Source organism: Arthrobacter sp. zg-Y1143, assembly GCF_030125565.1.
In the GTDB taxonomy this organism is placed as follows: Bacteria; Actinomycetota; Actinomycetes; order Actinomycetales; family Micrococcaceae; genus Arthrobacter_B.
Genome location: NZ_JASKLW010000004.1, coordinates 66729 through 80590, shown reverse-complemented (window position 1 = coordinate 80590; position 13862 = coordinate 66729). Strand labels below are relative to the sequence as shown.

Genomic DNA, 13862 nt, shown 5'->3' with positions numbered 1-13862 from the left:
AGGATGGAGGCCAGTCCACCGTTTCCACCCCAAGGAGGAACCGCAGTGTTTACCCGCAGCGTCGCCGACGGCATCCACCGCATTGAACACGCCTACGTCAACGTGTACCTGGTTGAGGACGACAACGGGGTGGCGGTGATCGACGCGGGACTGCCCGGAATGTGGCCCCACCTCACCGGAGCCCTGGACGAGCTGGGCTACGGCCCCGGAGACATCCGCGCCCTGGTGCTCACGCATGCCCACTTCGACCATGTGGGCACGGCGGCCCGGCTCCGGCAGGAGTACCGCACCCCCATCCTGGTCCATGATGCCGACCGCTACATTGCCGCCCACCCCTACCGCTACGAGCACGAGAACAACCGGTTCATGTACCCGGTGCGCCATCCCAAGGCCGTTCCGGTGCTGGGCGCCATGACGCTTGCCGGAGCCCTGAACGTGCGCGGCGTTACCGATGTGCACAGCCTCACCCGGGACTCCGGCGACGCCCTGCCCGGCAAGCCCCGGATCATCTACACCCCGGGCCATACCGCCGGGCACGTGGCCCTGCACTATCCGGATCGCGGAACGCTCATCAGCGGCGATTCCCTAGTGACCCTGGACCCCTACACCGGCGCGCGCGGCCCGCAGATCGTCTCCGGCGCCGCGACGGCGGACAGCGCCCAGGCCCTGGCTTCCCTGTCCATGCTGGCCGACACCGACGCTCCGCTGATGCTGACCGGGCACGGGGAACCGTGGCGGGACGGATCGGCGGCAGCCGTGGAGCAGGCACTGGCCCGCGGGGCGTCCTGACTCCGTCCGGTTCCAGGTCCCGGGTTCAGCCCGGTTACGGGTTCCGTCCGGTTCCGGCACTACAGCAGGGCACGACGGCGCCGGGCTAGCTTCCGGCGTCGTCCAGCTCCTGCTCGAGTACCTCAAGGAGCCGAGAGTCCCCGATGGGCCGAAAATGCCCCATGGTTTCCAGCTGGATGTTGCGTGCTCCGGCGAGGTGGCTGCCGGCCGGAATGTGCGGGTCGAAGCCGCTGTATACCGAGGTGATCCTGCGGTTCACTTCCTGGTTGCGCAGCAGCTCCTGCAGGAACGGGTCCCGCGGGGAAAAGGCGCGGATGCTCGCCAGCGGAAACAGCCGGGCGTAAACGGATCCGGAGAACGGTGTGTTCACGGCGATCATCCGTTCCACCCTGCGGGCACCTTCGGGCAAGGTCATCAGGTGCTTGCCGATCAGCCCGCCCTTGCTGTGCGCCACCACCAGCACGCCGTGCAGGTCCTGTTCCACCAGGTAGCGCTCCACCAGCACGGCGGCGTCTTTGATGACACCGCGGTTGTAGCCCAGCGGGGCCACGGTGTGCACCGGATGCCCGCGCTCGAACAGATAGTCGGCCAAGGGGCGCAGGAACTGCCAGTTTTCGTAGACGCCCGGAATCAGCACCACCGGCACCTGCTGCGGTCCCTCGGGGTGCAGGTAGGCGGACGGGTCGCGGCGCAGGAAAAAGTTCCGGACCTGCCAGTAGGCCACGTAGGCGTAGTCCGAGGCCCAGCCTCCGGCTTCCCTGGCCCGGCGGAAGATCCGCCCCCGGCGCCGGGGGCGGACCCCGGCGCCGGGGTCCGCCCCTTCCAGCGTGGGCTCTGCACTGCCTTTTTCCCGCGGTTCCTGCGTCACCGGGAGGGAACCGCCGAGTGCAGCAGGGCGGCGGTCTCAACCGGACGGTTGTACATCATCACGTGCGGCTGGCCGGGCACTTCCGCCGTGCGGGTGCCGGGCCGGGCTGCGGCCAGCCGGGCCAGCCAGTCAGCACGGACCACCGGATCCTTGCCTCCGCGCACCAGCAGCACCGGCGGCTGCACGCCCCGAATCCGTTCCTCCATCCGGTGCCGGATCATCACGGGCAGCGTCTTGAGGTACCAGCGCGGGCCCGCCCGGAACAGGTAGTCAGTGACCAGGATGGCATTGACCGCCGGGGGTTCGCCCAGGCAGTCCTGCAGCAGCCGCAGCGCCTGCAGCGGCGCGGAACGTTCGGCGTCGTTGATGGTCGGACCCAGGAGCACCACCGATGACACGGCGTCGGGAGCGGCGAGCGCCATTTCGACCACCACCTGGCAGCCCATGGAGTGGCCCACCCACTGCGCGCCGCGGATACCGGCGGCCTCCAGCGCCTGAACGGCAATCCGGCCGAAATCCTCCATCTGCAGCTGCCGTTCAGGCTTGGGCGCTGTACCGAAGCCGGGCAGTTCCAGCGTATGGACCGTGGCCGTGCGTGCCAGCTCCCAGATCAGCGGTCCGAAGTACCGTTCGGAGGCACCGATTCCGTGCACCAGCACCACCTCTGAACCGGAGCCGGGCCACGCCGGCGTCCCGGCGTCGTCGTACCGGCGGTACGTGCGCAGGTCCACCCGCGCATCGCCCACCGCCACACGCTGGAATTGTGTTCGTGCATCTGCTGCAGGCACGCTGCCCCGCTTCCCTGTGACGTTCTTGAAGGTGCTGTTCCCTAGGGTGGTGTTCCCTCTGCCTAGGCCCAGCGTACCGGGGCCGGCACAAGTAAGGCGGGACTTATTATGAGTAGCTCAGAATAAGTGTGTACGATGAGTGCCATGACCGGGACAGCAGCAGCAGAGGAGACCACCGCCAAGTGGTCCGCTGAGCTGCGCGCACACGGCCGCCGGGTCACCAAACAGCGTCTGGCCGTACTCCGGGCTGTTGACTCCGCACCGCACACGGCAGCGGACGACGTCGCCGCAGCCGTCCGCGCGGAACTTCCGGACATCACGGTCCAGTCGGTGTACGTGGTCCTCGCGGACCTGGCCGAGACGGGACTGGTCCGGAAAATCGAACCGCCCAACTCACCCGCCCGGTACGAAACCCGCGTGAACGACAACCACCACCACGCGGTATGCACCGGCTGCGGACGCATCGAGGACGTGGACTGCGCCGTTGGCCACGCCCCCTGCCTCACCCCCGGGAATACCCACGGCATGACCATCCAGATTGCCGATGTGCTCTACCGCGGGCTGTGCACGGACTGCGCCGCCGCAGCGTCCTAGCCCGCACCCCCAACTTCCTCCCTTTTTTGCCAGCACCAGAGAAAGAACCAGCATGTCCAACTTCACCACCACGCAGACCGGCACCCCGGTTGCCAGCGACGCACACTCGCTGAGCACCGGTGCCGACGGCGCCATTGCCCTCCACGACCGTTACCTGGTCGAGAAGCTGGCCCAGTTCAACCGGGAGCGGATCCCGGAGCGCATCGTGCACGCCAAGGGCGGCGGCGCATTCGGTGAGTTCGTCGTCACTGAGGACGTCTCCAAGTACACCCGCGCGGCTGTCTTCGCCCCCGGCGCCGTCACCGAGACCGTCCAGCGGTTCTCCTCCGTGGCCGGCGAAATGGGCTCCCCCGACACCTGGCGCGACGTCCGCGGCTTCGCCATGCGTTTCTACACCACCGAGGGCAACTACGACATCGTCGGCAATAACACCCCGGTGTTCTTCATCCGCGACGGCATCAAGTTCCCGGACTTCATCCACTCGCAGAAGCGCCTGCCGGGCTCCGGCCTGCGCGATGCGGACATGCAGTGGGACTTCTGGACCAACTCCCCCGAGTCGGCCCACCAGGTCACCTACCTCATGGGCGACCGCGGCATTCCGACGTCGTGGCGTGAAATGCCCGGCTTCGGCTCGCACACCTACCAGTGGATCAACGCTGCGGGCGAGCGTTTCTGGGTGAAGTACCACTTCACGTCCAACCAGGGCAACCATGAGATCACCGGCGCCGAAGCCGAGCGCATTGCCGGCGCCGACGCCGACTACTACCGCCGCGACCTGTACGAGAACATTGCCGAGGGCAACTTCCCGTCCTGGGACCTGCACGTTCAGGTCATGCCGTACGAAGACGCCAAGACCTACCGGTTCAACCCGTTCGACCTGACCAAGGTCTGGCCGCACGCGGACTACCCGCTGATCAAGGTGGGCACCCACACCCTGAACCGCAACCCGGAGAACTTCTTCGCGCAGATCGAGCAGGTTGCCCTGTCCCCCGCGAACCTGGTTCCCGGCATCGACGCCAGCCCGGACAAGATGCTGATGGCCCGCATCTTCTCCTACCCGGATGCCCAGCGCTACCGCGTAGGTGCCAACTACAACCAGCTGCCGGTGAACGCACCCAAGGCTCCGGTGAACAACTACTCGCAGGACGGCGCCATGCGCTTCTCCTACAACAGCCCGGAAACCCCGGTCTACGCACCGAACACGCTCGGCGGCCCGGTGGCCGACGCCGCGCTGGCCGGCGCGGGCAGCTGGGAGAACGACGGCGCCCTGGTGCGTTCCGCGCAGACCCTGCACTCCGAGGACAGCGACTTCGTCCAGGCCGGTACCCTGTACCGCGAGGTCTACGACGACGCCGCCAAGGAACGCTTCCTGGAAACCATCACCGGTGCCATCTCCGGTGTGCAGCGCCCGCACATCCGCGAAGCAGCGATCCAGTACTGGACCAACGTTGACGCGACGCTTGGCGGGAAGCTGCGCCTGTCCCTGGCCCAGGGCGAAACCACGGCCAACGAAAAGGCCGAGTTTGTGGGCGTCGCGGAGTAACTGCTCCCTTCAGAAGCTGACGCCGGTTTCCGGCAGATCCGCGTAGACAGCAGCGGCCGGTCCCCTCGGGGGCCGGCCGCTTTTGCGTGTGCTGCTGCCTGCCGGGCTTCTAACCCGGCCGGGTTCTTACCGGCCGGGTTCTTACCGGCCGGGTTCTTACCGGCCGGGTTCTTACCGGCTGGGCCAGTACCAGATGATCAGCAGCGTCACCAGGAAACCGGTGAGGAAGTTCAGTTTCAGGAACCGCTTCCACCCGGCGTTGGCAGCGGCGGAGCCGGCATCGGTAATGCCCATGAACGGCAGCAGGTTGAGGATGTAGGGCACGGCCAGCAGCCCGCCCAGCAGCGCCGGCCATGGGGTCATCAGCATCAGCAGGCCCGCAGCCAAATACGCCGCTGCGGCAAGCCGCACCACGGGCCGGGCACCGAGCACGGTGGCGATGGACCCGATGCCGCCCTCCCGGTCCGGCACCACGTCCTGCACGGCGCCGAAGGCCTGGCTGGCCATTCCCCAGAGGAAGAAGGCACCCAGCACAGCCCACAGGCCGGGGGTGAACACAGCCCCGGCAAGCACCAGTCCGTACAGGGCCGGGCTGACGAAGTGGGTGCTGGAGGTCATGGAGTCCAGGAACGGGCGCTCCTTGAACCGGAGGCCGGGAGCGCTGTAGGCAATGACGGCGAACACGCTGACGGCCAGCACCAGCCAGGACAGCGGGCTGCCCAGCAGCACCAGGGCGGCGAGGAAGGGCACGTTGGTGGCCAGTGCCGCCCAGAGGGTGACGCGGTGGAAACTGCGGTCCAGGACCGCGCCCTCCACACCGCCCTTGCGTGGATTGTGCAGGTCCGACTCATAGTCGAAAACGTCGTTAATGCCGTACATCGCCAGGTTGTAGGGCACCAGGAAATACAGGGTTCCAATCACCCATGCAGCGTCAATCCGTCCCGTGGTCAACAGGTACGCGGCAGCAAACGGGTAGGCGGTGTTGACCCAGGACAGCGGCCGGGAGGACACCAGCAGCATCCGCAGGGTGCTGCCGGCCGTTCGGGTGGAGCCGGTGCTCACGGATTCTCCTTAGGGGCAGGATGTGCGGTGTCCGGCGTTGATACAGTGTCCGGCGTTGATGCAGTGCCCGGCCTTGGGGCGCCCGGTTCGGGGGCCCGGCCCGGCAAAAGGATCCACAGGGCCGGCAGCAATAGGACGGCCGCCAGCGGGTAGGCGAAGTCCTCGAGCGGAGCGGCACCCGCGAACGCGCCGGAAATGCGCTCGTTGTTGTACCAAAACAGGCCCACGCGGATCATCATGTTGTCGAAGACCGCCGTCAGGGCCAGCAGGACGGCGGCCGTAACGGCCGCTGCCGCGGCGTAGAAGCGCGGCCGGCGGCGCCTGGCCAGCAGTACTGCGGCGCATGCTCCGGCGGCCGGCAGCAGGAAAAACGCGTTGAGGGTCCAGTACGTCATGGCTGCGGCCGTTCCGTCGGTTTACGCACCGGCTTGCGCCCCGGTTGCCCTGGTTGGCCGGGGTGCCCAAGTTGCCCCGGCTGTCCGGGCGCGCGGGCCTGCATCCGTGCGGCCGCCCGGTTCGCGCCCCGTTCCGCAGCGAGTCCGGCGGCCAGCCGGACCAGGCCGAAAACCACCATGGTCAGATAGCAGAGGAAGGCCAGGAAGAAGATCTCCTCCACGGGAAGGTGCGGGGCCAGGGCGAGGCCGAGCATAAACGGGGTCTCTCCGCGGTAGAAGATATCCGCGCCGATGCCGGCCAGATCCCAAGCGGTAAAGAACAAGACCCCGAGGACCAGAACAATCCCGGCGCGGCGGGCATCGGCGAAAAAGAACAGCCGGAACCGGTGGTCCAGCAGGGCCATGCACCCCAGGGACAGCAGCAGGAAAAGCAGGTACAGCACTCCCATCAGGCGTCCTCCGCCCCAGATAGATCCAGTCCAGATGTTTCCAGTCCGGGGGAAGCATGTCCGGGGCCCGCAGCCGGCGCAGCAGCAGCAGCAGCAGCAGCAGCAGACCACGGTGCCGGCTCGGGCAGCGCCTCGGTGCCCGTCTCCCCGCGCAGCCGCTTGAGCACCAGTTCGGCGCTGATCAGGCACATCGGCAGGCCGATGCCGGGCAGCGTGGACCCGCCGGCGTACAGCAGCCCGTCCACCTTCCGGCTGGCGTTGGTGCCGCGGAAAAAGGCACTTTGCTTAAGGATGTGCGCCGGACCAAGCATGGTGCCGCGCCACGAGTTCAGGTCCGTCACGAAATCCTGCGGCCCCACCGTGCGGCGGATGATGATCCGCTCGGCCAGGTCGGGAATGCCGGCCCAGGCCGAAAGCTGGGCAATTACGGCGTCGGCCATTTTTTCGATCCGGGGGTCCCCGGCGCCGTCAATGCCGCCGGCGCCAAGTGACGGGTCGGACGGTACGGGGACCAGGACAAACAGGTTCTCGTGGCCGTCAGGGGCCGCATCCGGGTCCGTGGCGCTGGGCCGGCATACATACAGGGAGGCTGGATCCGGCACGGACGTTTCCTTGCCGAAGATCTTCCCGAAGTTCGCTTCCCAGTCCCTGGTGAACAGCAGGGTGTGGTGTTCCAGCTGCGGGAGCTTGCCCTGCACGCCCAGGTGCAGCAGCAGCCCGCCGGGACCGGGAACGCGGCGCTGCCAGTACCTCTCCGGGTAGGTCTGCAGTTCGGCCGGCAGCAGGGCGGTTTCGGTGTGGTGCAGATCCGCGGCCGAGACCACCAGGTCCGCGTCCAGGGACGCTTCGGCTCCCCCGGCGTCCCGGTAGCGGACACCGGCAACGCCCGGTTTGCGCCGGCCGGCGGCGGTGGTGCGGATACCGGTGACCTCTGCTCCGGTGAGGATCCGAACGCCCTCGGCGCGGGCCAGGTCGCCGATCACGGATACCATCCGGGAGAAGCCGCCCATGGGGTACAGCACCCCGTCAGCAAGGTCCAGCCGGCTCATCAGGTGGTACATGCTGGGCGTGGTGAACGGCGAGGAACCCAGGAACACAGCCGGGTAGCCCAGGATTTGCCGAATCCGCGGATCGGTGAAGCGTTTGGCCACGAAGGTGCTCAGCGGTTCGAGCAGCAGCCGGGCCAGCCGGGGTCCCCGGCGCAGCACGTCGGCGCGCAGCAGCGGGGCGAACGATGCGAACGTGGAGTAGAGGAACCGCTTTTTCGCCATCGCGTAGACCTCTTCGGCGGACTCGAGGTACTCCGCCAGGCGCGGTCCGGCGCCGGGTTCAAGGGATTCAAAGAGCGCAATGTTGGCCTCGCGGGTGGCAGCAATATCCACCGGTTCGGGCTCATCCTCGAACAGCACCCGGTAGCCGGGATCCAGCCGGACCAGGTCCAGCTGCGCTGCGGCGGAGGTCCCGAGCATCCGGAAGAAGTGGTCAAAGACTTCCGGCATCAAGTACCAGGACGGACCGGTGTCGAAGCGGAAGCCGCCGGTTTCCCAGCTGCCGGCACGGCCGCCGGTTTCGGGCTGCTTTTCCAGCACGGTCACCGAGAGGCCTTCGCGTGCCAGCAGCGCGGCAGTGGCCAGACCCGTGATGCCGCCGCCTATTACGACGGCGGTGCGCGGACTCGTGCTCATGGTTGCCTTCCGTTCGGGGCGGTTGGGGATACCGGCCGGGCGGCCACTTTGCGGGTCAGCAGCGCCCGGGCCGCTATCCGGGCCTTGACCGGATTGGGCACCCGGATGCGGGTGCTGCGCAGCTGCTCGGCCGGGGTGTCCCGGAGCCGGCGGGCGAGCTCGCTGAACAGGTCCTGGGCCAAAGCGACGGCGGCACGGCAGCCCGGCGGCAGCTGCGCCACCGCCGCGCCGGACACGATCAGGTCGGCGTCGATCCCGTCCAGGATCCGGTTCTTGTCCGCTTCGGTGAACGCCGCAACGGTAACGCCGGGGAAATAGCTGCGGCCCAGGGCCTCGAAGTCCTGCGCCAGGTCCCGGAGGAAGTTGACCTTCTGGAATGCCGCGCCCAGCCGCTGGGCGCCTTCCCGCAGCCGTTTGGCCTGGTCCTCGGGCAGGGAGATCCCGTACAGGAAGCACTGCAGGCACATCAGTCCTATGACTTCGGCCGAGCCGTAGACGTAGTCATTGAAGCTGGCCGCGGTGTGCTCTGCCTGGTCCAGGTCCGCCCGCATGGAGGCAAAGAAGGGGCGCGTGAGGTCCGTGCCGATGCCGGTCCCGCGGGCGGTCAGCGCGAAGGCGTGGACCACCAGGTTGGTGCTGTAACCGGTCCGGAGCGCACGTTCGGTGTCCGCTTCGAGTTCATCGAGCAGCACCCCGATCTCTGCGCGCGGAATGTGGGCCGCCGCAGCCACGCCGTCGACGATTTCATCGGCCAGCCGCACCAGCGCGTAGATGGTTTCGATTTGCATCCGGGTACGCGCGGAGAGCAGCCGGGAAGCCAGCCCGAAGGATGTTGAATAGTTCCGGATCAGGACGGCCGAGGTCTGCCGGGACACAGTGTTGTAGAGGGCCAGCCCCTGCTCTGCTGCCACGTCCTAGCGTCCCCGGTTCACGGCGTCGTCAACGACGGCGGACAACGCGGCGCGCAGTCCAGGCGTCACGGCCGGGCAGTCCAGGTGCTGCCGTGCCCGGTCTGCGTATTCCTGCATCAACTCGCGGGCGTGGTCCCGGGCGCCGGAGGATACGAGCAGTTCGCGGGCACGGGCGGCATCGCGGACGGTGAGGTCGGGGTTGCCGATCAGCCCGGACAGTTCGGCCCATTCCGGCTTATCCGCCACATAGGAGACCAGCACGGTGCGCTTACCCTCGCGCAGGTCGGAGAAACTGGATTTGCCGGTGGCGCTTTCGGCGCCGAACACGCCCAGCAGGTCATCCACGACTTGGTAGGCGATACCGATGTCCTGTCCGTACAGGCCCAGAGTGGACACAACGTCGTCGGACGCCCCGGCAAGCACGGCGCCGGCCTGCAGCGGCGCCTCGAAGGAGTACACGGCGGTCTTCAGGCGTTCCATGTGCAGGATTTCGGAAATGGGCGGGGCACCGGGGTGGAAGGAAAAGTCGACGTCGATCAGCTCGCCTCCGGCGGAGGCAAAGACGGCGTCATCGAGGATTTCCGCCAATCGGAGCCGCAGGTCCGTGTCCACTCCGGCACTGTCCAGCAGCCGGAACGCACCGGTCAGGGCCAGGTCTCCGGCAATAACCCCGGCGGACAGGCCGCGGTGCCGTGCAGCGCCCTCCCCCGCGCCCGCTGATGCAGCCAGGTCCCGGTACACACCGGAAACATTGGAGTGGCCCCGGCGGGAGAAATCCAGGTCAATGACGTCATCGTGCACAATCAACGCCGTATGCAGCAGCTCGAAAGCGGCACCTACGTGCGCAGCGGCGCGGATGTCCGTCCCGCCAAGGTGCAGATAGGCGGTCAGCAGGCTGCGCGGACGCACCCGCTTCCCCCCGGCCGTGGAATCCTCCAAGGCCTGCCACAGGGACAGGTAGCTGGAGCCGAGCTTGACTGCCCGTTCCTTGGCCTGTTCGAAGAACCGGTTCAGGACTGCCTCTACCTGCTCCTGGCCGGTGTTCAGCTCGAGCGGGGGGTGCGTCTGCATAGGTAAAGTAAACACGTATGGGACGAGTGGAAGAAATGACAGGCCGCGCAGAACTGGTGGTTCTGGTTGACAATGACGGCCATGCGTTGGGCACCCGGGACAAGGCCGGGGTGCACACCACCGACACTCCACTGCATCTGGCGTTCTCCACGCACGTGTTCAACACCCGCGGCCAGCTGCTGGTGACCCGGCGCGCTCTGTCCAAGCTGACCTGGCCGGGAGTGTGGACCAATTCGTTCTGCGGCCACCCCGGCCCCGGCGAACCAAACGAGGACGCGGTCCGCCGGCGGGCGGAGCGCGAACTGGGCCTTCAGGTCCGCGATCTGACCCTGCGCCTGCCGGATTTCCGCTACCGCGCCGTGGACGCCTCCGGGATTGTGGAGCATGAAATCTGCCCGGTCTACACCGCGGTTGCCGACGCGGATCCGGTGCCGGCGGAGGACGAGGTCATGGACTGGCAGTGGGTTGACCCCGTGCCGCTGGTTGATGCGGTGCGGCTGACCCCCTGGGCGTTCAGCCCGTGGCTCGTGCTGCAGCTGCCCCTGCTCTACCCCTAGACGGGATTCCCCGGGCCTGCGGGCCAGGCACGGCGGCAACGGACTTCCGCGCTTCGCAGGGCACTCAAACCGTCTTCCTCCGTGCCCTTTCAGCCCCGGGCAACGCGCCTGCCCCAGCGCACCCACGGATATTCCGGCGGCCAGTGGGAGACGAGAGTGTGGAAGGCCCGGCGGAACCGCAGGGCCAGGTTGGCCCTGGTCTGTACGGCCCGCGGTGCCATCCCGACAACAAGGCTCCGGTCCCGCCTGCAGCGGCGGCCCTGACCCAAGTGGAAGCTCAGGCATACGTCGTCGTGCATCTGCGCATCCTCACGGTGCACCTGCCCGCTGACGTCCTGCCAGGTGCGTGCCCGCAGAGCCAGGTTGGACCCGAAAAACGGCCAGTGGGCCAGGGCCGATCCCATGGCCAGGTAGTAGGAGCCCAGATACAGGCGGGAAACCAGCCGTCCGGTGCGCGGGGACATTCCGTAGAACACCCCGGGCCCGCTGAGCACTTCCAAAGCCGGGTCCGCGGCGAACGATTCAGCTATTCTCTGAACCCAATCCCGGGGAAGCACGCAATCGGCGTCACATCGGGCAATAATCAGGTCCGGTTCCGGGACCGTCGCCGGGCCGGCTGCGGCACCTGCCGCAACTGTGTCCGCGCCGAGCGGGCCGGACGCGGCGTCGTACCCGGCGCTTGCCGCGGCCGGAATACCGGGCACCGGCTCAAAGACCACCCGGGCGCCGAAACGGCGCGCCGTTTCAGCGCTGGCATCGGTGCTGTTGTTATCCACCACCACGATTTCCCGCGGCGCGAGGCTCTGTCCGGCCAGTGACTGCAGGCAGGCTTCCAGCAGCGCGGCATCATTGCGGCATGGGATCACCACGGTAACGGGCGGAAGCACAGTGGACATGCGCCGAGTTTAGCGTGGGGCGGCTGTGGTCCCCGGTTCGCGGATCCCCGCGCCCCCTCCTGCCGCAGCCGCGGCCGGGCTACCGTATGAGGATGATCGATGCACTGCTCCGGCCGCCGGAGACCCGCGGGGAAGTCATTGCGGACGTGGTGCGTGTGCTGGGCATCCTCAGCGTGGCCGGCGCACTCCTGCTGCTGGGACCGGTGGAAACCGCCCTGTTCCTGCTGGTGCTGCTGGGGCTGCTGGTTGCCCGCAGCCTGGACGTGATTCCGGGATTCGACACGGCGTACGGCCTGGTGCTGCTGCTGGCGGCATGGAGCAGCGTGGCAAACCTGTATGCCCGCATCTCCTGGTGGGACCTGGCCATCCATTGCGCGGCCACGGGTGTTCTTGCCGCCATGTCTTACTTCCTGCTGGTCCAGTTCAACGCGGTCCCGGCCGTACGCCGTCCGCACCGCCCCTCGCGCTCCCTGCCGTTGGTTGTGCCCGTGCTGGTGCTCTCCCTGGGACTGGCGCTGAGTGTCCTATGGGAGATGGGCGAATGGTGGGGCAACGCCTTTGTCGACGGGAGTATCAACGTGGGCTACGGGGACACCATGGGGGACCTGGCCGCGGGCGGGCTTGGCGGACTGGTGTCCGGAGTCTGCCTGGGGATGGCGGTCCGCCGGGCGGGTGGACGGATGGCGACGGCAGGCAGCATCCCGCGGCTGCACCGCCAGGAAACGGACCGCTAGGAAACGGACCGTCAGGGAAGGCTGAACCGGACCGGAAGTGCCGCCGGGAAGCCCCGGAGCCTTGCAGAAGCCCCGGAGCCTTGCGGAAACCCCGGAGCCTTGCGGAAACCCCGGGAAGCCGCACAACAACGCCCGGGCAGCGGTGTCGCTGCCCGGGCGTTGTTGCCGTCCAGGCGGGTTGGGCCGGGACTGGTGCTGTTTCCTAGCGGGAGAGGTAGCGCTCGTGCTCGCTGTGAGCGCGGGCCACGGTTTCGCGGATCTCCCCGATGTCCTTGACCTTGTCGCGGTACTTGAGGTCCATCTTCAGGATGTCCTGCTCTTCGTCGCACAGTGCCTTGTACACCCGCTCGCGCTCGGCCGGATCGGCAGTGTAGGACAGGTCCAGGTAGGCGTCGGCATGGCGGCGGGCGTTGTTGACCGCCGTCATGGCCTTGCCTGCCGGGCTGACCAGGGAACCGATGACGGTGACCACCAGCACGCCGATGATGACGGAAAGGGACAGTGTGGTGGTGATTTCAATGACCGGTACATGCTCGCCGCCGTTGATGAACGGCAGGGTGTTTTCATGCAGGGCGTGCAGGACAAGCTTGACGCCGATGAAGGCCAGGATGGCGGCCAGGCCGTAGGTCAGGTAGATCAGGCGGTCCAGCAGGCCGTCGATCAGGAAGTACAGCTGGCGAAGGCCCATCAGGGAGAACGCGGTGGCGGTGAAGACAATGTAGACGTTCTGGGTCAGGCCGAAGATGGCCGGAATGGAGTCCAGCGCGAAGAGGATGTCGGTACCGCCGATGGCCACCATGACCAGCAGCATGGGCGTCAGGACGCGCTTGCCGTTCTCCATGGTGAACAGCTTGTCGCCGTCGTAGGAGTCCGAGGTGTGGAAGATCTTCCGGGCCAGCCGGATGATGAAGTTGTTGGCTTCGTCGTCGCCCTCGGTGCTTTCGGGCTTGAGCAGGTTTCCGGCGGTGATCAGCAGGATCAGGCCGAAGAGGTAGAAGATCCAGGAGAAGGAATTGATCAGTGCTGCGCCGAGGAAGATGAAGGCGGTGCGGGCAATCAGCGAGAAGACAATGCCGAAGAGCAGGACCTTCTGCTGGTCCTCACGCGGCACCCGGAAACTCGCCATGATGATCAGGAAGACAAACAGGTTGTCCACCGACAGGGCCTTTTCGGTGATGTACCCGGCGAAGTACTCCGTACCCATCTGGCTGCCGCCAAGGACAAACACGATGATGCCGAAGACTATCGCCACGCCCACGTAGATGGAGGACCAGATGGCCGCTTCCTTGAGGGTGGGAATGTGCGCCTTGCGGATGTGGAAGAAGTAATCAAAGGCCAGAAGGGCCAGAATGACCACAATGGTCACTCCCCAGACCATGGGGGAAACAGTCATGAGATGTCTGCTTTCGTAGGGTATGCCAAAGGAGCATAGGTCTCTCCCGCCGACCCTGGCGGGCGGCCGCGGAATCCGGCGGAGCGTCGGTGCTCCACGTGTTGACGGATATCTGCGTTTCGGGATA

Annotated in this window: 15 protein-coding genes; 5 read left to right on the top strand and 10 right to left on the bottom strand. The window is 67.1% G+C overall.

The window, feature by feature from the left end; all coding sequences use genetic code 11:
• The first annotated feature begins 45 nt into the window (after positions 1–45).
• Complete coding sequence (locus QNN98_RS04440) at positions 46–789, top strand: MBL fold metallo-hydrolase (protein ID WP_283996386.1); 744 nt, start codon at positions 46–48, stop codon at positions 787–789.
• Between the two features lie 85 nt (positions 790–874).
• Here QNN98_RS04440 and QNN98_RS04435 read toward each other — a convergent pair whose 3' ends face one another.
• Together QNN98_RS04435 and QNN98_RS04430 are read right to left on the bottom strand one after the other, a co-directional pair.
• Positions 875–1657, bottom strand: a complete 783-nt coding sequence (locus QNN98_RS04435) for an esterase/lipase family protein (protein WP_283996385.1) — start codon at positions 1655–1657, stop codon at positions 875–877.
• The gene (locus QNN98_RS04430; protein ID WP_283996384.1) at positions 1654–2403 is read right to left on the bottom strand and encodes an alpha/beta fold hydrolase; all 750 of its coding nucleotides are present in this window, start codon (positions 2401–2403) and stop codon (positions 1654–1656) included. Before QNN98_RS04430 ends, QNN98_RS04435 begins: the two co-directional genes overlap by 4 nt.
• Before the next feature lie 186 nt (positions 2404–2589).
• Between QNN98_RS04430 and QNN98_RS04425 the strand changes: the two genes are divergently transcribed.
• The gene (locus QNN98_RS04425; RefSeq protein WP_227912954.1) at positions 2590–3039 is read left to right on the top strand and encodes a Fur family transcriptional regulator; all 450 of its coding nucleotides are present in this window, start codon (positions 2590–2592) and stop codon (positions 3037–3039) included.
• 52 nt (positions 3040–3091) lie between these two features.
• Positions 3092–4582, top strand: a complete 1491-nt coding sequence (locus QNN98_RS04420; RefSeq protein ID WP_283996383.1) for a catalase — start codon at positions 3092–3094, stop codon at positions 4580–4582.
• A 171-nt stretch (positions 4583–4753) separates the two neighbouring features.
• On the opposite strand, the gene QNN98_RS04415 is transcribed toward QNN98_RS04420, so the two are convergent.
• Genes QNN98_RS04415 through QNN98_RS04390 form a run of 6 tightly spaced genes read right to left on the bottom strand, consistent with a single transcriptional unit; the run spans position 4754 to position 10155 of the window.
• Positions 4754–5602, bottom strand: a complete 849-nt coding sequence (locus tag QNN98_RS04415; protein ID WP_283996569.1) for a prenyltransferase — start codon at positions 5600–5602, stop codon at positions 4754–4756.
• Between the two features lie 38 nt (positions 5603–5640).
• Positions 5641–6039, bottom strand: coding sequence for a lycopene cyclase domain-containing protein (locus tag QNN98_RS04410; RefSeq protein ID WP_283996382.1), 399 nt, complete (start codon positions 6037–6039; stop codon positions 5641–5643).
• Entirely contained in the window at positions 6036–6488 is a 453-nt protein-coding gene (locus QNN98_RS04405; protein ID WP_283996381.1) for a lycopene cyclase domain-containing protein, read from the bottom strand. The genes QNN98_RS04410 and QNN98_RS04405 overlap by 4 nt, the downstream gene beginning before the upstream one ends.
• Positions 6488–8173 carry a phytoene desaturase family protein gene (crtI, locus tag QNN98_RS04400; RefSeq protein WP_283996380.1) on the bottom strand — a complete coding sequence of 562 codons (1686 nt, stop codon included), beginning with the start codon at positions 8171–8173 and terminating at the stop codon, positions 6488–6490. The genes QNN98_RS04405 and crtI overlap by 1 nt, the downstream gene beginning before the upstream one ends.
• Positions 8170–9084 carry a phytoene/squalene synthase family protein gene (locus QNN98_RS04395; protein ID WP_227912727.1) on the bottom strand — a complete coding sequence of 305 codons (915 nt, stop codon included), beginning with the start codon at positions 9082–9084 and terminating at the stop codon, positions 8170–8172. Before QNN98_RS04395 ends, crtI begins: the two co-directional genes overlap by 4 nt.
• Positions 9085–9087: 3 nt before the next feature.
• Complete coding sequence (locus tag QNN98_RS04390) at positions 9088–10155, bottom strand: polyprenyl synthetase family protein (RefSeq protein ID WP_227912726.1); 1068 nt, start codon at positions 10153–10155, stop codon at positions 9088–9090.
• A gap of 35 nt (positions 10156–10190) precedes the next feature.
• Here QNN98_RS04390 and idi point away from each other — a divergent pair, with 35 nt between their 5' ends.
• On the top strand, positions 10191–10712 hold the full coding sequence (gene idi, locus QNN98_RS04385) for an isopentenyl-diphosphate Delta-isomerase (protein ID WP_227912953.1): 522 nt from the start codon (positions 10191–10193) through the stop codon (positions 10710–10712).
• An 89-nt stretch (positions 10713–10801) separates the two neighbouring features.
• On the opposite strand, the gene QNN98_RS04380 is transcribed toward idi, so the two are convergent.
• Entirely contained in the window at positions 10802–11608 is an 807-nt protein-coding gene (locus tag QNN98_RS04380) for a glycosyltransferase family A protein (protein WP_229957742.1), read from the bottom strand.
• A 92-nt stretch (positions 11609–11700) separates the two neighbouring features.
• Here QNN98_RS04380 and QNN98_RS04375 point away from each other — a divergent pair, with 92 nt between their 5' ends.
• On the top strand, positions 11701–12342 hold the full coding sequence (locus QNN98_RS04375; protein WP_283996379.1) for a DUF2238 domain-containing protein: 642 nt from the start codon (positions 11701–11703) through the stop codon (positions 12340–12342).
• Positions 12343–12544: 202 nt separating this feature from the next.
• Here QNN98_RS04375 and QNN98_RS04370 read toward each other — a convergent pair whose 3' ends face one another.
• Complete coding sequence (locus QNN98_RS04370; protein WP_227912723.1) at positions 12545–13735, bottom strand: TerC family protein; 1191 nt, start codon at positions 13733–13735, stop codon at positions 12545–12547.
• Between the last annotated feature and the right edge of the window lie 127 nt (positions 13736–13862).